The sequence below is a fragment of the Microseira sp. BLCC-F43 genome (genome assembly GCF_041929235.1).
In the GTDB taxonomy this organism is placed as follows: Bacteria; Cyanobacteriota; Cyanobacteriia; order Cyanobacteriales; family Aerosakkonemataceae; genus Microseira.
Genome location: NZ_JBHFNP010000302.1, coordinates 1 through 22,143, shown reverse-complemented (window position 1 = coordinate 22,143; position 22,143 = coordinate 1). Strand labels below are relative to the sequence as shown.

Here is a 22,143-nt window from a genome sequence, read left to right as displayed (position 1 = left end):
TTCATAGAAACTTTGGTGTTTGCCTAAGTCATGAATCTGCAATCTGAAATTTAAAATTCCCTCAATGCGATTGACCCGCCTCGACATTCTAGTTCTGGCAACCGTTGTTCTGATCGGATTGATTCACGTGCCTTACCCGTTTGAAGGCGATCAGGCATTGTTTACCATAGGTGCATGGAAAATGAGCCAAGGAGGGATTCTATATCGAGATTTCTGGGACTTGAAGCAGCCTGGGATTTATGCCTTTTACCTGTTAGCCGGATCGATGTTTGGCTTCCATGAGGTGGGCATTCATAGCTTTGAATTGCTTTATATGCTTGCTTTTTCCGCCGTGCTAATAATTACTTTAAAAGATTATTACAGCCAGCGCGCGATCGCCAGTTTAACCCCGCTGCTGACAGTCGGTATTTACTATGGCGTTTCAGGTGCTTGGCATCTGACGCAGTTGGAAGCTTTGGTTGGCTTTCCGATGTTTCTTGCCCTTTATTTTGCTGTTAAAGCTTACCAAGCTCAAAAATATCAGTTTGGATTGCTGTTCCTCTCCGGTGTGATGGGGGGAATTGTGCTGCTATTTAAGCTCATTTTCCTGCCCATCCTGCTGGTTTTTTGGGCTTTGGCGCTGATTGATACTGTGGGGGTGAAAGGGTTTTTTAAGAGGTTGATAGCGATTGGCGTACCCGTCGTTTTGGGAACTTTATTACCATTGGCGATCGCTGGGATATACTTCGCCCAGTTCGACTTGTTGCCCCGGCTTTATCAAAATTTTTTTGAACGTCCGATCCAAATATTTAATCAATCGCCATTTTCGACAAACGAGCGTTTCATCAAGTCAGTCATGTGGTTTATTTCTAGATTTGCGCCGCTGATAGTTTTTGGCTCCATCGGGGCTTATACATTTAAAAGACAGCCAAGAGATTTGATGACGCTTTACCTTGTTTTATGGTTAATATCCGGACTGGGTGTCATCTTGCTCCAGTACAAACTTGGTTGGGAATACTATTTCATGTTAATCGTTGTGCCCCTGGGTATTCTAGCTGGTAAAGGCTTAGAGTTCTTGTGGCAGATAATTAGACAAAATCCAGGTTTAAATTTACCTTGGCAAAAAATAAGCGTGGCAGCGTTTAGTCTAATCTTTCTATTTTCAACTGCATTAATATCTTTAGCTAGGAAGAGTTTTTTCTTAGTGCTAGAAGGCTTCGCGCTCAAACAAGAGCAACAGCGAGGATACCAAAGTTATTTAGCTCCCGATTATCCGACGATTTTAAAGGAAGTGGCATGGCTGAAAAAACCCGAAAGGTTACCTGGAGATATCTATGTTTTTGGCGATCCGCGTTATTATTTATTATCAGGTCGTAAAAGAGCTATCGCATTCCATCTTTGGACTCCCCTAGTACCCGCTCAATGGATGCAGTTACGCGAGCAATTGCAGCAAGATCGACCAGTTTATATTTTCGTCGAAACTAGATTTAGCTTTATACTGCAAAAACACCCCCAAATTGCCAGTTTCATTGCATCTAACTATAACATTTTGCAACAAAGTAATGCCGGGGTTTGGTACGTTTTAAATCGCGAGTAGAGCGGAAAGTATTTTAGATTTAATCTCAATCTTCAATTTGGACTATGTTACCAAAAACAGAAAACTGGGCAATTGTAGGAGGCGGTATTTTGGGCATGACCCTTGCCCATCGACTGGCTCAACAAGGAAAAAACGTTACCCTATTTGAGGGAGCTAACGAGCTGGGTGGATTGGCAAGTGCTTGGCAGTTGGGGGATATAGTGTGGGATCGGCATTACCACGTGACGTTGCTCTCGGATACCCGCTTGAGATCGCTGCTTGGCGAACTCGGTTTAGAACGAGAAATCGAATGGGTAGAAACCAAAACGGGTTTGTATGCCGATGGCAAACTTTATTCTATCTCTAATTCTATCGAATTCTTGCGCTTTTTCCCTTTGGGAATAATCGACAAGCTGCGGTTTGCTTTCACGATTATCTACGGTTCTAAAATCAACGATTGGAAAAAACTAGAAAAAATACCCGTCACCGATTGGCTGAAAAAATGGTCGGGAAAACGCGCTTTTGAAAAAATCTGGCTACCCCTGTTGCGCGCCAAGTTAGGTGACAATTACAAAAAAGCCTCAGCCGCATTTATTTGGGCAATTATTGCCCGACTATATGCCGCGCGTCGCACCGGATTAAAAAAAGAAATGTTTGGCTACGTTCCCGGTGGATCTGCCCGCGTTTTGGAACGATTTGGTCAAGTTTTGGCTGGAGAACACGTCAAAATAAAACTCGGTCATCGAGTCACAAAAGTTGAGCCTATCGGCAGGGGTAAAGTCAGCATCGAGTTTCAAAACCGAGAGCAAGAAACCTTCGATCGCGTCATTTTAACAACCGCCGCCCCCATCGCCGCTCAAGTTTGTTCCGGACTTTCTGAAGCGGAAATTTCCCAGCTTAAAGGCATTGAATATCAAGGAATCATTTGTGCTTCCCTGTTGTTGAAAAAACCCCTTTCCAACTTTTATGTAACGAACATTACCGACACCTGGGTTCCCTTTACCGGCGTCATCGAAATGTCAGCGTTAGTTGACCGCAAATATTTGGGTGGAAATGCCTTAGTTTACCTGCCCAAATACGTACCATCAGACGCCCCGGCATTTTCCCTATCCGACAAAGAGTTGGAGGAAAAATTCGTCCAAGCACTGCTCCAAATGTACCCTCGGTTTGATCGCAGCGACTTGCTTTGCTTTCAAGTTTCGCGAGTCAGGTACGTGCTGGCAATTTCAACGGTGAATTACTCGGAAAAATTACCGCCGATGCCAACTTCCATACCAGGAGTTTATATTATCAATTCAGCCCATATCGTTAACGGAACGCTGAATGTCAACGAAACAATTCAGCTAGCCGAAAAAGTAGCCGAACAGTTTTTAGAATTGCCCAATAACATGGGGTTGGAGGTGCGGGTGTAATACCAATGGAGAGGTAGCAGGTGAGTGCATAAAAATTGCTTTTAGCATTGAACCACCGCTCAAGCATCAAATCGTTCTCATAATCCCACCTGCTAAATTACCAATTACCAATTACCAATTACCAATTACCAATTACCAATTATGAACTGTCCAATTTGCGATGCACCCACGCGCCGTTTGTTTAAAAAGTATGGCTATTGGATCAGAGTTTGCGAAACTTGCTTTCACCAATTCGCCGAACTCAGCCCAACTTTAGCCCATGCGGAACAAGTTTACGGCGACGAATACTTTGAAGGGGGGGGTGCGGGTTATCCCAACTACTTAGGCGAAGCAAAAATTCTTAGATCTCATAGCCGTCGCTACAGCAAAATTTTGGCACGTTACATGCAACCCGGAACGATGCTGGATGTCGGCGCCGCAGCGGGTTTTATCCTTCAAGGGTTCACAGACGGCGGATGGACGGGTAGAGGCATCGAACCGAACCCGCGCATGGCAGAATACGGACGGATGCATCTGGGGTTACCCATCGAGACGGGGACGCTGGAAGAGTTTAAAACCAGCGATTGCTACGACCTCATCACCATGATCCAAGTTATTCCTCACTTTTTCGATCTCAAAAGTGCTTTGCAGACAGCTGAAAAAGTTACTAAACCCAACGGGTATTGGCTGATTGAAACTTGGAATCGAGAAAGCTTGATGGCGCGAATTTTTGGTAAAAATTGGCACGAATACAGTCCCCCTAGCGTCCTCCACTGGTTCTCCCCTTCTGGACTGCAAAACCTCACCACACAGTTTGGCTTTCGCCAAATTGCCAGAGGAAGACCCTCAAAATGGATTCAAGCTTCCCACGGGAAATCTCTACTTGGTTACAAGCTAAAAGGATCGACCTTGGGAAAACTGGCGATGAAGGTAGTTAATTTGATCCCCGACGAGCTATCCATCCCTTACCCGTCAGAGGATCTTTTCTGGGCGCTGTATCAAAAACAATAGTTAATTGATTGGAAATTTCAGATTTTAGATTTAAGATTTCAGATTTCAAATTATAAGATTTGTTGCTGATGCGGGCATCCCAGACAAAATCAATCTAAAATCTAAAATTACTGTAAGCTGTTTGGCGATCAAATGGTTCGATAAATTATCGATCGTGACGTGCATAGATCGCGAACAGAAACAGACAGGTATTACCCAAAAACCAGGGGGCTATAATGAAAATGCCTCGTAACAACTTGACGTTAACCAGAAACCCGGTTACTTCGGTTTTTGGCATCATTCCTAACAGAATTAAGCTGCTCCTTTTTGGCCTATTCATTCTGGGTGCTGTTTTAAGAACCTTAGATATAGGACAGCCAATCGGCGTAGACAACCTCCTATCTTGGCGGGAAACGGATATTAGCGGCATCGCCAGAAATTTTTATCGCGAAGTGATGAATTTGTTCTACCCCAGAATTGATTGGCGAGGAGATGGCCCCGCCTATGTAGAAATGGAATTTCCCCTCTATCCTTGGTTAATTTCAGGACTTACGCACGACGAGAAAAGAAACAAAGGTGAGACCGTCGTTCGCGAAGCGGAAGGGAGGCATATCTCTCGCCACCAAACCAACGATTTTTCGTAGAAACCGGGAACTTGCGCGTAAGTCCTGAATTTCTGACTTGCGTCGAACATTTCCTGCAATTCGAGAATGCCAACAAGCCGTTGTGTTTGAATTAACTCCCAAGCTCAAAAAATAAACCTATGAACGCGAAAATATCCCAGGGGCTATCTACATCAGCGCTAAAATTCCTAGTTATCGCTTTGTTAGCGCTAGGCATATTTTGTCGATTCGTTAACCTTGACCAAAAAGCTTACTGGCTGGATGAAGCTTTTACCTCGCTGCATCTTTCTGGTTATTCAGATCGAGAAGTAGAGAATCAAATTGTTAACGGTGGGATCGTTAGCGTTGCAGAGTTACTCAAGTATCAGTATCCCAGTCCTGAAAAAACAGTTTTTGATACGGTCGATCGGATTGCGGAAACAGCACCGGAATTGCCACCGCTGTATTTTGCGATCGCTAGATTTTGGCTCCAGTTATTCGGCAATTCCATCACCGCGCTCCGCAGTCTGTCTGCCATAATTAGCTTGCTAGTTTTTCCCAGCATTTATTGGCTGTGTCTGGAACTCTTTAAATCCCCATCAGTCGGGTGGATAGCGCTCGCTTTAATAGCCGTTTCACCGTTTCACGTCCTCTTCGCCCAAGAAGCGCGACCTTATAGTTTGTGGACGGTAATAATTTTACTATCTAATGCTTCGCTGCTGCGAGCAATGCGGCTACAAACAAAGCTCAGTTGGAACGCTTATGCAGTCACTGTAATCTTGGGGTTGTATACTCATCTATTTTCGGCTTTACTGTTTTTCACTCAAGGGGTTTATGCAGTCTTAAGCCAACGCTTTCGATTGACTAAAACTCTAATTTGCTATGGAATTGCCTCGGTAATATCGCTAATAGCTTTTGCCCCTTGGCTTTACCCAGCTATAATTACCATATCTCGATATCCAAAGCAACCTGTAGAAGCAGCAACAACCGCGTATACCATCACCTTAGTTAAACGTTGGATTCGCGGGGTTGGCTTGTTTTTTGCCGATTTTAGCATCGATGAAACCAGTGGTTTAATTGCCGTAATTTTATTTTCTATTTTGCTATTATTTATTTTAGCATTAGTCGGTTATTCGATTTATTATTTATTTATAAATAACACTCCAAATGTTGGTTTATTTGTTTTGATATCAATCGCAATACCTCCGCTAGTAATAATTTTATTAGATTTAATGCAAGGGCAAATCAGATCGACGATATCTCGTTATTTCGTATCTAGCGGTTTGTTCGTGCAGCTAACAGTTGCTTACCTGTTGGCAAATAAACTGGGCAAAACTTACGAGCGACCGTTAAAACATCAACAATGGAAAATTGCCGCGATCGCTTTACTTTCCGTAGGCGTGTTATCCTGCGTAACTATCTCCCAATCCCCAGTTTGGTGGACGAAAGCTGAAGATAAAAATAATCATAAAGTGGCTGAGATTATTAACAAAGCCAAGAAACCACTAATTGTCAGCGATGCTTTTTTTGTGAAAATGTTCCCCCTCAGCCATGTTTTAGATGAAAAAGTGAAAATTCAGTTATTACCTAGCCCAAAGAACGCCAAAATTACTCAAGGTTTTAGCGATGTGTTTTTGTACAAAAGTTCTCAAAAATTCATCGATGAATTAAAACAAAAACATAAGCTTAAAGTAGAACCAGTTTACCCCCAGTATCTATGGCAAGTAAAGCAGAAAAATTGACGTTAACCGGCTGCTTTAACAAAGAAAAACGACCATTACCAATTCCCAATTACCCATTACCAATTTATGATGAACGCAAACAAGAAACCAATTGCTAGCCTATCCCTAGATCTGGATAACAAGTGGTCTTACATGAAAACCCACGGAGATCCGGGTTGGGAAACTTTTCCCTCTTACTTGGATATTGTAGTGCCGCGTTTTATAGACTTTCTTGGGGATAAAAAATTAACAATCACCGTTTTTATCGTCGGTCAGGATGCGGCATTAGAAAAGAACCATGCAGCACTCAGATCGATTGCTGAGGCGGGACACGAAATCGGAAATCACTCGTTTAAGCACGAACCTTGGTTACACCTTTACTCTGAAGAAGAGATAGAAAAAGAGATTGCGAGCGCAGAATACCATATCGAACAAGCCACTGGCAAAAAACCCATTGGCTTTCGCGGCCCAGGATTCAGCATTTCCCGCAGCACATTGCAAGTTTTAGCACGACGCGGCTATCAGTACGAGGCTTCCACATTTCCCACCTTCCTCGGCCCACTGGCAAGAGCTTACTACTTTATGACCAGTAAATTGAGCCAGGAAGAAATGGAACAGCGGAAAGTTCTTTTTGGCACGTTAGATGAAGGATTTCGACCCCTCAAACCCTACCAGTGGCAGTTAAATACCGGCGGAATCATAGAAATTCCAGTAACAACGCTGCCGATTTTTAAAGTGCCGATTCATTTCAGCTATTTGCTTTATTTAAGCGTATTTTCTGCCCCCCTGGCGCGGCTTTATTTCCATATCGCTTTGAAACTCTGCCGCTTAACAGGAACCCAACCTTCCTTGCTATTGCACCCGCTCGATTTTCTCGGCGGCGATGACATTCCAGAACTATCTTTTTTCCCAGCAATGAACCTTCCCGGTGGCAAAAAATTAGCCTTGCTCAGTAAGTTAGTTGGCCTGCTATCCGAGCAATTTACGATAGTAACAATGCAGCAACACGCTGAGTTAGCAACTGAACGGGTCAAACTTCCCAGGGTAGAACCCCGCTTCCGTCAGGTAGGAGTTTAAAAGACTCAGAACTTACGCTCATATTCCCGGTTTCTACGAAAAATCCTTGGTTTGGGAACCAGAGATCGACGGTCTCACCAAAGTTTCTTTTCTCGTCGTGGGTAAGTCCTGAGACTTTTAGGTGGCGATATCGATTGGCAATTTTGACGCTGGATTGCTCCGAAAAGCTGGCTACGATCAAAACTTCAATTCTTCCTGAATCTCCATCAGCGTTCCACTAGGTCTTAGCAGTACATTTGTCCTATATCGGGGCTGTGCTTGCAAGTCCCTTCAAGTCCCTCTCCTAGTAAGACGCCATCGGCGGCGCTTTTGGCGTCAGCAGGCTAGAATGCAGAGGATGGGGGACTTGCAAGCAAGACCCTAGAGTGCGGTCAAAAACAGTTGGTGATATGAAGTCCGGTCAATTGCCCGTAATAAAAATTGTTTGTAGTCAGGACTTCAGTCCTTACTAGGATGACGGATAAGGACTAAAGTCCTGACTACGAACTTATTAAGGTCATAGGACCGGATATGATATCACCAATAATGCACCTCGATTTATACTATGGGTGAAAAGCCGCACATCATATGATAGAGAGAACGCGCCACTATGCAAAAGGATTTACAAGGTTTAGAAATTACTAAAGGAGAACTCAAACGCTTAAGTGGTGTGAGTGTAAATGCTGTGTTCAAACCCGCTTCACCGCGTAAGTTTTTAGCGGAAATTCTCAAAACAGTTGGCCTCATCGGGATACTTTCGGTCAGCTGTATTTTTCTATTTCAAGTTTTTCCTACCCATCGTATACTTTTAATTATAGTGCATTTGCTGCTAGCAGTTTGGTTAGTTATTGAGGATGCCATAAAGATATATTTAAGTCAAAAACACCGTCATTTTATCAGTATTATAGAAGATGTAGAACGCTATAACGCCGTGATTCAAAGTATCGATATTAATGACCAAATCGAAGCCGCCGGAAACCCCGGAGTCCGATTACAGCAAAGATCGCGGGTGATTCAAGCCCTTAAACTAACGCGGGAAGATTTAATCCGCGCTTTAAAGACTGAGAGGATTTTAAGGGAAAACGAGCATTTTATCAAACTGAATCCCGAACTATTTGCTAATAATTTAACCGCGTTAGCAGCCTTGCAAGTAGGCGAAAAAGCCAGCGAGTACGGGCGGCTTTTAAATGAAGCGTTTGAAATTGGCATGAGCATCCAAGACGAAATGAGACAATTGCAAAATCGGCAGTTATGAAAGAGGAGAATTGGCATTCCATGCAACCAGATTTAGTCGGGTTAGAAATTACCAAGGGAGAACTAAAACGTCTGATTGGAGTCGATCCAGATGATGTTTTCAGAACCTCGATTTTGCGAAATGCCCAAAAGCGCTGGAGTTTGTTCTTAAATGAAATACTAATAGGTTTGGCACTCACCCCCATTATCGTCGGGGTAATTTACACATTTGTTATCTTTCCTATTCTGGGGTCATCTATTCCCACTGCGATCGCATTGCTAATTATAGTCCCAATTCTGGTGGCGACGGGTCGGTGGTTTTTGAGTCAAAAAAACCGTTCTAAGTTGCTCGTCAGCCTGCTGGATGAAGTCGATAAATATCATGCAGTTATCAACGCTATCCATATAAACGACCAGTTGGAAGCAGCGGGAACAGCAGGGACAAGTTTAAGCGATCGCGCAAAAGTTATTGAAGGATTGCAACTCACCAGAGACGATCTAGTTCGCGCGTTGAAAACCGAAAGAATTTTAAGAGAAAACAAGCAAGTAATATCTACCAATCCAGAACTATTTGCCAATAATTTGAGAACCTTGCAAGCAATGCAAACTAGCAGCGACCAAGCCAGCGAGTACGGACGGCTACTCAACGATGCATTGCAGATTGCAGTAGACGTTCAAGCAGAAATGAGAAAATTGCAACAGAAAAGAATTGGGTAATTGGTAATTGGTAATTGCTCATTGCTCATTGCTCATTGCTCATGGGAATATTTTCTATATCTACCATTAGCTTTTAGCCATTAGCAAATATGAAATCTGAAATCTGAAATCTGAAATTTGCAATTATCCTGAGACAATGAGGACTGAAGTCCTCACTACGAACTTACAAGAAGATGGCAACCAAACCCAAAATTATTGTATTAGATGACGACCCGACCGGCTCTCAAACCGTCCACAGCTGCTTGCTGCTGACGCGCTGGGATGTGGAAACGTTGCGCTTGGGATTGGCTGATGAATCGCCCATTTTCTTCGTGCTGACGAATACGAGGGCGCTAACTCCAGAACAAGCTACCGCCGTTACCAAAGAAGTATGCCAGAACTTAAAACAGGCGATCGCCGGATCCCCCCCAACCCCCCCTTCTCAAGGGGGGGCTACGGGGGGGATCCCCCCTTCTCAAGGGGGGGCTACGGGGGGGATCCTGATTGTCAGTCGTTCCGATTCCACGCTGCGGGGACATTATCCGATTGAAACCGACGTTATCGCCCAAGAACTTGGCCCATTTGATGCCCATTTTCTCGTTCCGGCATTTTTCGAGGGCGGACGCCTCACCAAAGATAGCGTGCATTATCTCATAGTTAACGGCGTCGAAACGCCCGTACACGAAACCGAATTTGCCCGCGATTCGGTTTTTGGATATCGTCACAGTTACTTACCTGACTATGTAGAAGAAAAAACCGGGGGTAAGATTAAAGCCGATGCTGTAGAGCGATTTTTACTCGCAGATATTCGCGCCGGAAGTTTGGAACGACTGATGAAATTAACTAACAATACTTGTGGCGTCGTAGATGGAGAAACTCAAGCAGATTTAAACCAATTTGCCGCCGATATTCTCGCCGCCGCAAGTCAAGGAAAGCGCTTTCTATTCCGCAGTGCTGCCAGCATTTTAACTTCCCTGGCGAATTTAGGCGCTCAACCTGTTGCCGCAGACGATATGGCGCAGTACGTGCGCCAGGGAAAACCGGGTGCAGTTATTGTCGGTTCACACGTCAAAAAGACGACCGAACAATTGGGACGCTTGCTGCAAGAATCCGGTATCGTTGGTGTTGAAATTGATGTATCTCATTTGCTAGATGACTCGCCACAACAACAAGACCAACTTTTGCATCAAATTCTCCAACAAGTTCGAGATGCTCACAATAGGGGGAAAACGCCGGTAGTATATACCAGCCGTCAGGAACTTACATTTAACGACGTAGAAACTCGTCTGGCATTTGGGGCAGCGGTTTCGGCTTTGTTAATGGATGTGGTGCGCGGTTTACCTGCCGATATTGGGTTTTTGATTAGTAAAGGGGGAATTACTTCTAATGATGTTTTAAGCACGGGTTTGGCTTTAACTGCGGCGCGATTGCTGGGACAAATTTTAGCCGGATGTTCGATGGTACGCACCCCTGCTGACCATCCTTTGTTTCCGAATTTGCCCGTAGTTTTGTTTCCGGGAAATGTGGGAGATGCGGATGCGTTGGCGACAATTTATCGGCGACTAACTCGGTAATGTGAATGCGATCGCCCGATGAAGGCGATCGCACCAGATAGCAACGACGATCCTATCACCTTTGTTTCTGCCTCAATCTCTAGTTGCCAAACCAACAATTTTTCCCAGAAACCCGGTTTCTTTGCGGTCATGTCTACGCTATAGCAATCTTATTCGATCTTAGATGCGTTTTCCCTGATGTGGTTCGATACCCATGAGGCAGTCTTTCCACCAGTGTGTCAAAATAGAAAAGCTAACAACTCAAGCGAAACGATTGAGGGATATTTATGAATTTGCTAAAATCTCCAAAAATTTCCACTTTTTTTGCAAATATTTTTGGGAGAAGCAACAGGGAATTTACCACATTATTAGTTTTATCCGTCGCCATAATTATTTCGAGTATTTATGGAGCAAATAGAGGATTAAACTGGTCAGATTATGGTCAAATATTTCACTTCGGAAATCGCATCCTAAATGGCGACTTCCCCTATCGAGATTTTTCTTATCAAACTGGCTTGATCGCCATTTTCGTCAATGCTTTATTTCAAAAATTGCTCGGACAGTATTACTTTTCAAGTCTAGTAGTTGGATTGTTAGTAAAACTATTTACCTTACTGGCTTTATATTTTACACTTAGACAATTCACCTCTAGATTTATATCGATTAACATTTGTATCGGATTATCCCTGCTCGCTCCCGAATTGATTAGTTCAGGACATGAGTATTGGGTCAATCTGTTTTTAACAATTGCCGGAATATTTATAGTTATAGGCTGCAAAAACCTAGAATCACAAAATGCATACTTATACATTTTGCTAGCGGGAATTTATCTAGGTTTAACTGTAGGATTGCGCCAAAGTAATGGCATACTTTGCATATTAGTTACCTCAGTGGTTATTCTGTGTCATTCTCTCAAATATGGGAAAGCATATATTCAAAAAGTCACCCTTCCCTTAATCGCAGGTGTGTGTGTAAGCTTGGTAGCGATCGCTTCCTTTCTTCTGCTCAATCAAGCAATGTCAGCAGCGATTTATGAACTCTTTATCGCCGCAGGCGAAAAAAAGAATTTTAGTGCCTTCTCTGGAGCGTTAGATGCTTTATCAGGAGGGGCATTCTTTGGTTCTTCTGTCACCAACGCCATCATAAAAACTATTTTATACAATGTTATTCCATTGTTGATAATCGGAGGAATTTTTATTTTAATTAAATCTGCTTCAAATTCGCCAAAACAGCAAGCCTTAAACCAGAAAATTGGCGTTTTAATTCCTGTTTTAGCAATCTTGGGGATAGCTATCCAAGAAATTGCTCGGCTTGGCACAACTGGAAATCATAGTATAGGTCAAATTATTTCGGAAATATTTATTTATGATATTCCGAGAATTTCTTTGAGTATAATTTTTTTAATGGGTTGTTTGTTGCCAACAAAGACCGAAGCTTTTTTAGGCTTATCAGCGCCAATTTTTTCAATTTTGGTAGCGTTGACATTGGGAACAGTTTGGTCGATGCAAATGTCGTGGGTGGGGCGCAGCTATGTCAGCACAAGGATGTTGATTGCGCTAGTTATGCTAGTAGCGATCGCGTCTACTCAAATTCCAAATGCCTGGAAAAAAAGACTATCAACGGCATTTTTATTAGTAGCAATCGGTGTATTTTATAGTCAGGTTATTAGTCATTCTCTTGGACAAGAAGGGATTTATGTCGGGTTTTACAAAAATAACTATAGCCTGAACCACCCGATGACAAAATTTATTACAGTACATCAGGAAAAAGCGAAGGCTTTCTCGATGCTGCGTCAATATATTAAGCCGGGAGACTCTTGCTTTATATACGGTTCCGCCCCAGTATTATATACTTTACTAGATTGCAAAAATCCGACCAGGAACGATGTAGCATATGCCGATGCCGTGACACTAAATGATGCGCGCAAAGCAGTTGCTGCGTTAAAAGCAAACCCACCTGAGTGGATAATAGAAACACCTCTAGCTCCAGCAATTGAAAAGGAATCGAAAAATCCACCGTCTTTTTATGACTTTGCTGGGCAACCAGGGCCGATTGAACTCCGCGCGGGATTAAAAGATAAAATCAAAAATTATCGATTAGTAACTACTGTGAAAGATCTGTTTCCAGAAGGAGAAAAATTAGAAACAAGAGATTTCGATCAAGTGCTTAAATATCGGTTGTACAAGCTTGAACCATAACCACATACAAATCTGCTCTTGTTCTTGGCGTCCTACTCAACGAGTGCGCCTCTGAAAGCGTCTATGGCTTCTTGGCGGTTCGTTTAAAGGACAGTCCCCGATTGAGAAACATGGTTTCTGACTGATAGAGGTTTCTTCACCGAAAAATTGGGTCTTTTGCCCCGTCCTTCTAGGACGGCTTTTATCAACGCAAGTTTTTCCCATTATGTTAGTATAATAGCGAGTAGACGCGCAAGTAGAGCAAAGAGGGCTGTCCGGGGTATCCCGGTTGTAGAAAAAACATCTGGAGTCCAAGCATACGCAAGATCCTGGTGGGAACCCAGAATGCAAGCCAGCCTGGAGGCTCGTGGTACATCTTAAATGCTCCCCAATTAGAGACTAGAGGTGTATTGCAGGGCTAGTGAAAAAGACCGCAGTGAAGATGGTGGCGAAAGCTCCCGTGCTTGGGCCGGGAGTAAGCTTACAATTGGACTGGCTCGTAATATAGTTAATTTGTCAGTAGCCGCAGAGGCAGATCGTCCCATGACTGTTGATTCTTCAGTTCCATCAAGGGTGGAGACAGTTACCACTAGCCCCCAGGAAGTAGACCCACGCCTCTCTGTCCAGCTTAAAAGCGAGGAAGGACGCTTGGTGTTGATATTGCCACCCGACACCGATCCAAAAGATTCTGCTTGCGCTTGGTCAGAAATTTGGCAACAACTCAAACAGCGTCTCGGTGGTGGCGATCGTTTTTGGCAACCGAACACCCCTGTGGATCTAATGGCGCAAAATCGCTTGTTGGATGGACGGCAATTGCAAGAAGTTGCCGACGCCTTGGGCGAATACCAACTGACTCTGGCAAAAGTTCATACCAGTCGCCGCCAAACCGCCGTAGCAGCAGCAACTGCGGGGTACTGCGTCGAACAACACTCAGCGATCGCATCCCTCAATCAACCGATCGCCACCCCCGGACAGGCAATGGCAGAACCGCTATACTTAGAAACTACCCTCCGCTCTGGCATGGAAATTCGCCATCCCGGCACCGTAGTCATCTTGGGCGACCTCAACCCCGGCAGTATGGTCGTCGCCGATGGCGATATTCTAGTCTGGGGCAGGCTGCGGGGCGTCGCCCACGCCGGTGCTAAAGGCAATACCGGGTGTTTAATTATGGCGCTGCAAATGGAACCGACTCAACTGCGAATTGCAGATTACCTGGCGAGGGCACCGGAAAAACCACCCGCCCAATTTTTCCCAGAAGTCGCTTACGTAACCCCAACGGGTATTCGCATCGCCAAAGCAGCAGGTTTTACCAGACCCCAATAATTGGCAGGTGGGCAGGTGGGCAGGTGGGCAGGTGAGAATTAGCAATTAGCAATTAGCAATTAGCAATTACCCATTACCAATTACCAATTACCAATTACCAATTACCAAAATCCGCTATGGGTCGTATTATTGTCATCGCATCTGGCAAAGGAGGAGTGGGTAAGACCACCTGTACCGCCAATATTGGCATGGCGCTTGCTCAACAAGGTCGTACCGTAGTTGTTGTAGATGCCGATTTTGGTCTGAGAAATTTAGACTTACTGCTGGGTTTGGAAAACCGCATCGTCTACACCGCAGTCGAAGTGATTACCGGCGAGTGCAAGCTAGACCAAGCTTTGGTAAAAGATAAACGGCAACCCCGACTGGCACTGTTACCAGCAGCGCAAACTCGCACCAAGGAAGCAGTTAATCCCGACCAGATGAAAAACTTGGTCGGCGAGTTGGCAAAATCCTATGAATACGTTTTAATCGACTCTCCTGCCGGAATTGAGATGGGTTTTCGCAATGCGATCGCGGGCGCACAAGAAGCTTTGATCGTCACCACCCCCGAAATTGCCGCCGTCCGCGACGCCGACAGAGTGATTGGCATGTTGGAAACCCACAGCGTCAAGCGGATGCACTTGATCGTCAACCGCATCCGCCCCAAAATGGTGCAAGCCAATGAAATGATGTCGGTGCAAGACGTTCAGGAAATTTTGGCAATTCCCCTCATCGGCATTGTCCCCGATGACGAGCGCATTATCGTCTCTAGCAACCGTGGCGAACCTCTATCACTGGCAACCGAGCTTTCTTTACCAGGAAACGCTTATCATAACATCGCTCGCCGTTTGGCAGGCGAAAAAGTCGAATTCCTCGACCTGGAACTACCCCCCGACGGCTTCTTGACCCGCCTCCGTCGCCTGTTTCAGAATTAGTCGTAATTTTTGCCATAGCGAACAACCATGATTAACCAACTGCTAGAACGGCTTTTTCCTTGGACAGGCGCTAAAAACAGCCGCGAGGATGTCAAGCGTCGCCTCAAACTTGTGATCGCCCACGATCGCACGGGACTTTCCCCGGAGGCGATGGAGTCAATGCGACAGGAAATCTTGGAAGTTGTTTCTCGTTACGTCGAACTCGACGGCGAGGGGTTAGAGTTTTCCATTGAAAGCCAAGAACGCGCTACGGCATTAATTGCCAATTTGCCCATTCGACGGGTGAAGGAAGATTCTTAGGGGTAGGCGATACAAAAGCGGCAACGCTGCCCGATCGCGATCCGGTGAGTAGACTCGATCGTCAGCAGGCGAACCCTTGCGATCTTTCCCAATCTCAGCAGTAATACCAGCATTTACGGCAAATTTAGGCTTAAATTTTCGGTAAATTATCTGGAAGGAAAATAGCTCGGGACTTACCCACGACGATCGTAGAAACCGGGTTTCTTGCTACGATCTCTAATTCCAAAGCGACGATTTTGCATAGAAACTTTGGTGTTTGCGTAAGTCCTATAGCTGATAAATAATTTAAGGAAAAATAACTATTGAACTGCTACCACCAACTCAAGTTGCTAGTAATTGGTAATCACGCAAGTTGCTAGTTATCGGCTTTGCTAATTGCTAATTGCTAATTGCTAATATAGGATTTTTACCAATCTCGCCATTAGCCTCGTTCCCCAGGCGGTCGCCTGGGAACGCCATTAGCCGCTCCCAGAGAGATAACTAGCAACTTGAGTTAATAGCTAATTGGTAATTTGATTAAAATCCTTTTGCCATCTTGACAATTACCGATTACCAATTACCTATTACCTATCACCTTATTAGATCAAATCCGTCTACAGAGGTATTGTTAGTTTCTCCCCTTTGCACCTGGACCTCTGCTCCTGGAGCGGTCGTAATAATTCAGATGATCTCGGGAGACGATATTATATCATGTCTGGGAAATCACCCATAATTAAAACTCAGAGCGTCAGTCCTAACTATGGGTAATCAAACGCACATGATATTACTCCTCCTATTGTTGCAGCAGCTACCTCAAGGTTCTGGACAAACCATAACTTAACCTTAACATTTATTTAACCGAAGAATGTATATACTACAAAAAGTTTGATGGAATAAAATAGCGGTTTACGCTCAGATGAGGGAGAGCGGGGATCTCGGAAAGACAAGGAAGATACAAAAGAATTCTTCCATCTCTTCCCCACTCTTGCAAATGCTTTAGCTCACTGAATATTGAAAAGCCCTATCAATATATTAATCGCGACTTACGCAAACACCAAAGTTTCTCTGAAAAATCGTTGGTTTGGCAACTAGAGATATACGTAGAAACCCGGTTTCTACGATCTTCGTGCGTAAGTACTTTTAATGGTAGTAATTTTTTAAAAAAAGTAGTTGAAAATACATAGATGTATAAAAATGTAAATTTAACAACAGGTTTGACAAAATTTTGCAGTCAGATATAATAGAGAAACAAAGAAAAAAAAGAGGCATTATGTCAAGTGTATTAGAGCTGCAACTAATTCAAAAAGTCACTCATGACGGGAGTGTTCTGGGAATCATCATATCTGCCAATTTCAGAGAACCAGGGATTCACTTTTTTACACCAAGTAACTTATCGCAACAAGTTGCTTACATGCGGCATAGTAAGGGAAAAGTGATTCAACCTCACGTTCATAATCCCGTGGCTCGAGAAGTATACTATACTCAAGAAGTTATTCTAATTAAACAGGGTAAGCTGCGAGTAGACTTTTATACGGAACAGCAAGAATACCTGGAAAGCCACATTCTTTATGCTGGGGATACAATATTGCTGATTCAAGGTGGGCATGGCTTCGAGGTGATTGAAGAGGTGGAAATGATTGAAATTAAACAGGGTCCTTATGTTGGAGAGCATGATAAGACGCGGTTTGTGCCTCACCAGAGAGGTGGGAAATATATCTCACAGCCATCACGCGCGGTTAGCTCCTGCATAGTATAAAATTGGCAAGGCTAGCCGATTGATCCACGATTGATCCAAAAACATAGAACGCAACTTTATGGCAGATTTCATTCCGGTTAATCAGCCACTTTTGGATGGCAAAGAAAAGCAATACCTCAACGAATGCATTGATACGGGCTGGATTTCTTCAGAAGGTCCGTTTGTGCAAAAGTTTGAGGAAGAATTGGCGGCACGGGTTAACCGCAAGCACGGTATTGCTGTCACAAATGGTTCGGCTGCTTTGGATGCGGCGATTGCTGCGTTGGAAATTGGGCCGGGAGATGAGGTAATTCTCCCCACTTTTACGATTATTTCCTGTGCAGCAGCTGTAGTGAGAGCAGGAGCGAAACCTGTTGTGGTAGACTCAGATCCGCGCACGTGGAACATGGACGTGTCGGCAATCGCTGAAAAAATAACTCCGCGCACAAAAGCCATTCTGATCGTCCATATATATGGATTAACCGTCGATGTAGACCCCATCCTGCAACTTGCCCAGCAGCACGGGTTGTCGATAATAGAAGATGCTGCTGAAATGCACGGACAAACCTATAAGGGTAAACCCTGCGGCAGCTTTGGCGACCTGAGTACTTTCAGCTTCTACCCCAACAAGCACATCACTACGGGCGAAGGAGGCATGATTGTCACCAATGACGATCGTCTAGCAGCTCGTTGTCGCTCTCTCCGTAACCTCTGTTTTCAGCCGCAACAGCGATTTGTCCACGAAGAGTTAGGCTGGAACTTGAGGATGACAAACCTGCAAGCAGCGTTAGGTTTAGCTCAGCTAGAAAGGCTAGATGAGTTTGTCGCCCGCAAGCGTCGCATGGGGCAGTACTATACTCAGTTATTATCCGATGTTCCGGGATTGGAACTCCCCCTAGCTGCTACTGCTTACTCAGATAATATTTATTGGGTTTACGGTGTAGTTTTGAACGAGGAAGTACCTTTCGATGCAGCTTACGCAATGAAGTGTTTGGGACAGCACCAAATTGGTACCCGTCCATTTTTCTGGGGAATGCACGAACAACCCGTATTCAAAAAAATGGGCTTGTTTGAAGGCGAGTCGTATCCGGTGGCAGAACGTCTAGCGCGGCGAGGGTTTTACGTACCCAGTGGAATGGCACTTACAACGACGCAGATTGAGCTTGTCGCATCTGCATTGAAGGAAATTTTAAAGTAGGAGGAGTAATGGAACCGACTCAGTTGATGCGATCGCTCTACTGGTATCTCCGCTTTCCAGGAGCTTATGGCAGCTATCGGGGCATTTTTGCCACGACCGAACAAGCGATCGCATCAGCACCAAAAAACCGCAAGATAGGCTATAACCACGCCGATTTAGCCAAAGAGTATCAAAGCAACTTTTATAAAGCAATTGGTTCCTACGACTATCCAATCCTGTTTTGGCTCAAGGATCTGCTGCAAGAAGGATCTACAGTCTTTGACTTTGGTGGAAATATGGGTAACCATTTTTATGGGTATGAGAAATACATCAAATATCCACAAAAGTTTAAATGGATTGTTTGCGAATTACCAGAAATTATTAAGGCAGGAGAAGAAATAGCCGCACAAGAAAAAAGGACATAAATTGTCTTCACCAGTCAGTTTGAAGAGGCAGAAAAAGCCAATATACTGATGGGATAAGGCTCAATTCAATACCTGGGAACAACCTTCGTGGAATTACTGTCAAAGCTTAACCGCAAACCCAACCATTTACTGCTGATCAGATTACCGCTGTGTGAAGGAAAGTCGTTTGTCACATTGCAAAATGGAGGGCTGGTATTTTATCCCGTCAATGTCATGAATCGGAATGAATTCATCGAGTCTATCTGTGGATTGGGCTATAAATTAATCGACAGTTGGAAAGATCGCGCTGAACCTTGTTCCGTTCCCTTTCACCCAGAGTTCACATCCCTAGTTTTAACGGTTTGTACTTGAAGTTGAGCTAAAAAAATGCAGGTTTTTGGCAATTACGCTAGCTATTACGATTTACTGTACCGGGATAAGGACTACGTCGGCGAAGCAAACCACGTCCATACCCTAATACAAAGGTATATGCCGGAGGCAGAAACTATTCTGGAACTGGGTTGTGGTACGGGAATTCATGCTTCCTTATTGGCAGATAAAGGGTATCAAATTTGTGGTGTAGACCGCAGTAAAGAAATGCTGGAGTCGGCACAGCAACGGTTATTAACTCTTAGCCAGGAGCAAGCATCTAAGTTGCAGTTCGTGCTAGGTGATATGCAAACTGTGCGGTTGGATAAAAAATTTGATGTCGTCATCTCGTTGTTTCACGTGGTGAGTTATCAGACAACAAATCAGGCGTTACAAGCTGCGTTTGCAACTGCCAAAGAGCATCTGAAACCAGGAGGGATATTTCTGTTTGACTGTTGGTACGGACCAGCAGTATTGAGCGATCGCCCGATGGTGCGAGTCAAGCGCCTAGAGGATGAAAAAATTATGGTGACTCGAATTGCTGAACCCGTACTGCAGCCAAATCAAAATACTGTGGATGTCAAATATCAAGTATTAATACGCGATCGCACCACCGATGCCGTAGAAGAACTGCGAGAGGTTCACGCAATGCGATACTTATTTAAGCCAGAAGTCGATTGGCTGTTTTCCCAGCACGAATTTGACTCGATTGCCACTGGTGAGTGGATGACGGATAGAGAGCCAGGGTGTAACACTTGGAATGTCTATTTTATCGGCAGATATCAAACCAGATCCGCATAGATATATTGCAAAGGAGACCAATATGAGATATCACTTGGCTCTAGGCAGCCAACTCAATTTAGAAAACATCAACCGAGAAGCTCAACAGGGAAAGCGCCCAAGGCATGTGATGTGGACGCTTAGCCAAGAGTTGGGCGCAACAATTCATACACCAGGAAACGATTCCATCCTGTTTGTAGATAGGTTGCGATCGCATCTGATCAGTAAGCCCGAACAGTGGGCATTAGCCCGCAGCTTAGCAGAAACACTCGATGGAGATGATGTTATCTATTGCACAGGGGAAGACATCGGCATCCCGATCCTAGCCCTCTGCGGTGCTAAACCAAACCGCCCGAAGATAGTTGTATTTTTCCATACTGTAAATCGCCTACGTGTCCGTGCAAGCTTAAAACTTTTTCGTGCCTGGGAACGAATTGATTTGTTTGTCTCCAACACCCAGCCTCAAATCGATTTAATCCTGCGCTACTTGCAAGTACCCAAAAATCGCGTCTATAAATTGCCCGAACAAATTGATACTCGTTTTTTCTCACCCGGTCCAGTCTCAGCCGATAAACAGCGACCCATAATTGCCAGCGTCGGGTTAGAAAAGCGGAATTATAAAATTCTAGCAGATGCCACGGCTGACCTAGATGTAGATGTGAAAATCAGTGGCTTTTCACGAGATGTAAAGCCCCTGGTAAAATCATTTCCTAAAACTATGCCAGCGAATATGTCTCGGAGGTTCTATGAGTGGAATGAATTGGTGCAGCTTTATCGAGACGCTGACATTGTAGTAGTCAGCTTATTTGAAAGTATAGATTCGGCTGGAGTGACAGCTCTCATCGAAGCAATGGCATGTTGCCGACCTGTGATTTGTACTCTAACTAAAGGATTAAAAGATTATCTCCAAACGCCGGGAACCGTGACAGTTGTAGAACCAGAAGATTTGAACGGACTCAGACAGGCAATTATCCACCTACTCGATAACCCCAACGAAGCGCAAGCTCAAGCAAAACGCGGTTATGAGCTAGTATCCCAGCACCACAACAGCGAAGATTTCGTCGAAAATCTTGCTAAGCTGCTGCAATCGGTAAAATAGCTACTCCCTTCGCCAAGGTAGTGCAAGTGTTTTTGACGGGAGTAGGGGCGGGTTTTACCAATCAGTCGGCGGAACGGCGAGAGATCTCGTTATATCATGTCCGCTGGCGAAGGTAGCGTTAGGCTAGCGGGTGAGCAGGTGGGCAGGTGAGTAGGTGGGAGGGAAAAAACAGCTTTTCGCACAATTAACTATATACAACTGATGCAAACGGACATGATATTAGACCCGCCCCGCTCGTGCAGCACCCGAACGGACATAATATTATGGGATGCCCAATTAGGATGTTGTTATTTCCCCCCCGGTAACCACCCCCGATGCAGTACGCCTTTCCGTACCGCTTCACCCTAAGTTTTAAGCTTTAATCAAATATATACACATGCAAAAAATATCGAAGAAATATTTCTATTTAATCAAAAATATGAAAGCAAAGCTAAAAATTTAAACCAGTCTGGTTCGCTTCTTCTTATTCAGGAAAATAGTTAGAATAATACCAGATAGAAATCAATCTGTCAAACTTGGGGGAAAGCAGCAGCCATGACGGAACTAGCTGATAAAATTCCAATTTACCGCAATGCCATTGAACCGTTAGTCGCTGAAGAATTAGAGCAGCAGCTACACCGCCTACCAAAGCAGATAGTACAATATCTCAATCCGGCACAAGTCATGGCTTACGCCCTCAATCGTTTGCCTGCCTTGTATGCTACCAGTGAAGAAGGATGGCGTCGGCAACAGCTACGTGCAAAACAGCAGCTCAAGGAGCAAATTGTTACAGCGGTGCGGCAGGGATTGGCGGCGGTGCAAAAAGACCCCTTAAAAAGTTCAACCCCGCTCAAAGGAGAAGCAACAGTCGAGCAAAAAGACATTTTGAAGGGTTCAATTCGCAGACAACAATGGGCATCTTACGTGCAAAAATCTGCCTATAAATCAGCTTATCTGCGGTTATAAATATTTCACCAAAGAAATGGGTCTTTTGCCCCGTCCTTCTAGGACGGCTTTTCTTGATTTCTGATGTACTGTTTGAGAACTTCGAGTGGTGCGCCGACTACAGATATAGCAAAGTAGCTGGGACTCCAAAGCGCTTCTTTATGA

General features: G+C 44.4%; 22 protein-coding genes and 1 pseudogene. 20 read left to right on the top strand and 3 right to left on the bottom strand.

The window, feature by feature from the left end; genetic code table 11:
* The first annotated feature begins 64 nt into the window (after positions 1-64).
* From ACE1CM_RS40030 to ACE1CM_RS39990, 9 genes are all read left to right on the top strand, one after another.
* Positions 65-1,576, top strand: coding sequence for an ArnT family glycosyltransferase (locus ACE1CM_RS40030; protein WP_374884628.1), 1,512 nt, complete (start codon positions 65-67; stop codon positions 1,574-1,576).
* Positions 1,577-1,620: 44 nt separating this feature from the next.
* A complete protein-coding gene (locus ACE1CM_RS40025) occupies positions 1,621-2,967 on the top strand; it encodes an NAD(P)/FAD-dependent oxidoreductase (protein WP_374884626.1) in 1,347 nt (448 codons plus the stop codon).
* 141 nt (positions 2,968-3,108) lie between these two features.
* A complete protein-coding gene (locus tag ACE1CM_RS40020) occupies positions 3,109-3,957 on the top strand; it encodes a methyltransferase domain-containing protein (protein WP_374884625.1) in 849 nt (282 codons plus the stop codon).
* Between the two features lie 215 nt (positions 3,958-4,172).
* Positions 4,173-4,580, top strand: coding sequence for a hypothetical protein (locus ACE1CM_RS40015; RefSeq protein WP_374884624.1), 408 nt, complete (start codon positions 4,173-4,175; stop codon positions 4,578-4,580).
* Between the two features lie 119 nt (positions 4,581-4,699).
* A complete protein-coding gene (locus ACE1CM_RS40010; protein ID WP_374884622.1) occupies positions 4,700-6,280 on the top strand; it encodes a glycosyltransferase family 39 protein in 1,581 nt (526 codons plus the stop codon).
* Positions 6,281-6,346: 66 nt separating this feature from the next.
* On the top strand, positions 6,347-7,336 hold the full coding sequence (locus tag ACE1CM_RS40005; RefSeq protein ID WP_374884621.1) for a polysaccharide deacetylase family protein: 990 nt from the start codon (positions 6,347-6,349) through the stop codon (positions 7,334-7,336).
* Positions 7,337-7,925: 589 nt separating this feature from the next.
* Positions 7,926-8,570: a hypothetical protein gene (locus tag ACE1CM_RS40000; protein ID WP_374884619.1), complete on the top strand. Its 645-nt coding sequence runs from the start codon at positions 7,926-7,928 to the stop codon at positions 8,568-8,570.
* A complete protein-coding gene (locus ACE1CM_RS39995) occupies positions 8,567-9,265 on the top strand; it encodes a hypothetical protein (protein WP_374884617.1) in 699 nt (232 codons plus the stop codon). The genes ACE1CM_RS40000 and ACE1CM_RS39995 overlap by 4 nt, the downstream gene beginning before the upstream one ends.
* A gap of 173 nt (positions 9,266-9,438) precedes the next feature.
* Positions 9,439-10,818 (top strand): four-carbon acid sugar kinase family protein, encoded by a 1,380-nt coding sequence (locus ACE1CM_RS39990; RefSeq protein ID WP_374884616.1) that lies wholly within the window; start codon positions 9,439-9,441, stop codon positions 10,816-10,818.
* On the opposite strand, the gene ACE1CM_RS39985 is transcribed toward ACE1CM_RS39990, so the two are convergent.
* Positions 10,797-10,949, bottom strand: coding sequence for a hypothetical protein (locus ACE1CM_RS39985; protein ID WP_374884614.1), 153 nt, complete (start codon positions 10,947-10,949; stop codon positions 10,797-10,799). The two genes, ACE1CM_RS39990 and ACE1CM_RS39985, sit on opposite strands and share 22 nt — an antisense overlap.
* Before the next feature lie 135 nt (positions 10,950-11,084).
* On the opposite strand from ACE1CM_RS39985, the gene ACE1CM_RS39980 reads away from it, so the two are divergent.
* From ACE1CM_RS39980 to ACE1CM_RS39930, 11 genes and pseudogenes are all read left to right on the top strand, one after another.
* Entirely contained in the window at positions 11,085-12,995 is a 1,911-nt protein-coding gene (locus tag ACE1CM_RS39980; RefSeq protein ID WP_374884613.1) for a hypothetical protein, read from the top strand.
* Between the two features lie 522 nt (positions 12,996-13,517).
* Positions 13,518-14,297, top strand: coding sequence for a septum site-determining protein MinC (gene minC / locus ACE1CM_RS39975; protein WP_374884676.1), 780 nt, complete (start codon positions 13,518-13,520; stop codon positions 14,295-14,297).
* Positions 14,298-14,413: 116 nt separating this feature from the next.
* Positions 14,414-15,211: a septum site-determining protein MinD gene (minD, locus tag ACE1CM_RS39970; protein WP_374884612.1), complete on the top strand. Its 798-nt coding sequence runs from the start codon at positions 14,414-14,416 to the stop codon at positions 15,209-15,211.
* A gap of 27 nt (positions 15,212-15,238) precedes the next feature.
* Positions 15,239-15,511 carry a cell division topological specificity factor MinE gene (minE, locus tag ACE1CM_RS39965; protein ID WP_226574225.1) on the top strand — a complete coding sequence of 91 codons (273 nt, stop codon included), beginning with the start codon at positions 15,239-15,241 and terminating at the stop codon, positions 15,509-15,511.
* Positions 15,512-16,760: 1,249 nt separating this feature from the next.
* The gene (locus ACE1CM_RS39960) at positions 16,761-17,246 is read left to right on the top strand and encodes a hypothetical protein (protein WP_374884610.1); all 486 of its coding nucleotides are present in this window, start codon (positions 16,761-16,763) and stop codon (positions 17,244-17,246) included.
* 58 nt (positions 17,247-17,304) lie between these two features.
* Positions 17,305-18,423, top strand: coding sequence for a DegT/DnrJ/EryC1/StrS family aminotransferase (locus ACE1CM_RS39955; protein ID WP_374884609.1), 1,119 nt, complete (start codon positions 17,305-17,307; stop codon positions 18,421-18,423).
* A gap of 8 nt (positions 18,424-18,431) precedes the next feature.
* On the top strand, positions 18,432-18,827 hold the full coding sequence (locus ACE1CM_RS39950) for a methyltransferase, TIGR04325 family (protein ID WP_374884608.1): 396 nt from the start codon (positions 18,432-18,434) through the stop codon (positions 18,825-18,827).
* Between the two features lie 87 nt (positions 18,828-18,914).
* Complete coding sequence (locus ACE1CM_RS39945; protein ID WP_374884606.1) at positions 18,915-19,178, top strand: hypothetical protein; 264 nt, start codon at positions 18,915-18,917, stop codon at positions 19,176-19,178.
* A gap of 15 nt (positions 19,179-19,193) precedes the next feature.
* Positions 19,194-19,976: a class I SAM-dependent DNA methyltransferase gene (locus ACE1CM_RS39940; protein WP_374884604.1), complete on the top strand. Its 783-nt coding sequence runs from the start codon at positions 19,194-19,196 to the stop codon at positions 19,974-19,976.
* 22 nt (positions 19,977-19,998) lie between these two features.
* Positions 19,999-21,054 (top strand): glycosyltransferase family 4 protein, encoded by a 1,056-nt coding sequence (locus ACE1CM_RS39935; protein ID WP_374884602.1) that lies wholly within the window; start codon positions 19,999-20,001, stop codon positions 21,052-21,054.
* A gap of 534 nt (positions 21,055-21,588) precedes the next feature.
* Positions 21,589-21,852: pseudogene (locus ACE1CM_RS39930) on the top strand (late competence development ComFB family protein); the annotation flags it as partial.
* 31 nt (positions 21,853-21,883) lie between these two features.
* Here ACE1CM_RS39930 and ACE1CM_RS39925 read toward each other — a convergent pair.
* Positions 21,884-22,057 (bottom strand): hypothetical protein, encoded by a 174-nt coding sequence (locus ACE1CM_RS39925; RefSeq protein ID WP_374884675.1) that lies wholly within the window; start codon positions 22,055-22,057, stop codon positions 21,884-21,886.
* Positions 22,038-22,143: transposase (locus ACE1CM_RS39920; protein WP_374875749.1), on the bottom strand; the 106-nt coding region annotated here is incomplete at its 5' end. The genes ACE1CM_RS39920 and ACE1CM_RS39925, both read right to left, overlap by 20 nt.

Excerpts from the sequence above, each read along its gene's own strand:
- ACE1CM_RS39980 (WP_374884613.1), top strand. The coding sequence starts at position 11,085 with ATGAATTTGCTAAAATCTCCAAAAATTTCCACTTTTTTTGCAAATATT.
- ACE1CM_RS40015 (WP_374884624.1), top strand. The coding sequence starts at position 4,173 with ATGAAAATGCCTCGTAACAACTTGACGTTAACCAGAAACCCGGTTACT.
- ACE1CM_RS40030 (WP_374884628.1), top strand. The coding sequence starts at position 65 with ATGCGATTGACCCGCCTCGACATTCTAGTTCTGGCAACCGTTGTTCTG.
- ACE1CM_RS40010 (WP_374884622.1), top strand. The coding sequence starts at position 4,700 with ATGAACGCGAAAATATCCCAGGGGCTATCTACATCAGCGCTAAAATTC.
- minE (WP_226574225.1), top strand. The coding sequence starts at position 15,239 with ATGATTAACCAACTGCTAGAACGGCTTTTTCCTTGGACAGGCGCTAAA.
- ACE1CM_RS40005 (WP_374884621.1), top strand. The coding sequence starts at position 6,347 with ATGATGAACGCAAACAAGAAACCAATTGCTAGCCTATCCCTAGATCTG.
- minD (WP_374884612.1), top strand. The coding sequence starts at position 14,414 with ATGGGTCGTATTATTGTCATCGCATCTGGCAAAGGAGGAGTGGGTAAG.
- minC (WP_374884676.1), top strand. The coding sequence starts at position 13,518 with ATGACTGTTGATTCTTCAGTTCCATCAAGGGTGGAGACAGTTACCACT.
- ACE1CM_RS39990 (WP_374884616.1), top strand. The coding sequence starts at position 9,439 with ATGGCAACCAAACCCAAAATTATTGTATTAGATGACGACCCGACCGGC.
- ACE1CM_RS39935 (WP_374884602.1), top strand. The coding sequence starts at position 19,999 with ATGAGATATCACTTGGCTCTAGGCAGCCAACTCAATTTAGAAAACATC.
- ACE1CM_RS39995 (WP_374884617.1), top strand. The coding sequence starts at position 8,567 with ATGAAAGAGGAGAATTGGCATTCCATGCAACCAGATTTAGTCGGGTTA.
- ACE1CM_RS40000 (WP_374884619.1), top strand. The coding sequence starts at position 7,926 with ATGCAAAAGGATTTACAAGGTTTAGAAATTACTAAAGGAGAACTCAAA.
- ACE1CM_RS40025 (WP_374884626.1), top strand. The coding sequence starts at position 1,621 with ATGTTACCAAAAACAGAAAACTGGGCAATTGTAGGAGGCGGTATTTTG.
- ACE1CM_RS39960 (WP_374884610.1), top strand. The coding sequence starts at position 16,761 with ATGTCAAGTGTATTAGAGCTGCAACTAATTCAAAAAGTCACTCATGAC.
- ACE1CM_RS39985 (WP_374884614.1), bottom strand. The coding sequence starts at position 10,949 with ATGACCGCAAAGAAACCGGGTTTCTGGGAAAAATTGTTGGTTTGGCAA.
- ACE1CM_RS39955 (WP_374884609.1), top strand. The coding sequence starts at position 17,305 with ATGGCAGATTTCATTCCGGTTAATCAGCCACTTTTGGATGGCAAAGAA.
- ACE1CM_RS40020 (WP_374884625.1), top strand. The coding sequence starts at position 3,109 with ATGAACTGTCCAATTTGCGATGCACCCACGCGCCGTTTGTTTAAAAAG.
- ACE1CM_RS39940 (WP_374884604.1), top strand. The coding sequence starts at position 19,194 with ATGCAGGTTTTTGGCAATTACGCTAGCTATTACGATTTACTGTACCGG.
- ACE1CM_RS39950 (WP_374884608.1), top strand. The coding sequence starts at position 18,432 with ATGGAACCGACTCAGTTGATGCGATCGCTCTACTGGTATCTCCGCTTT.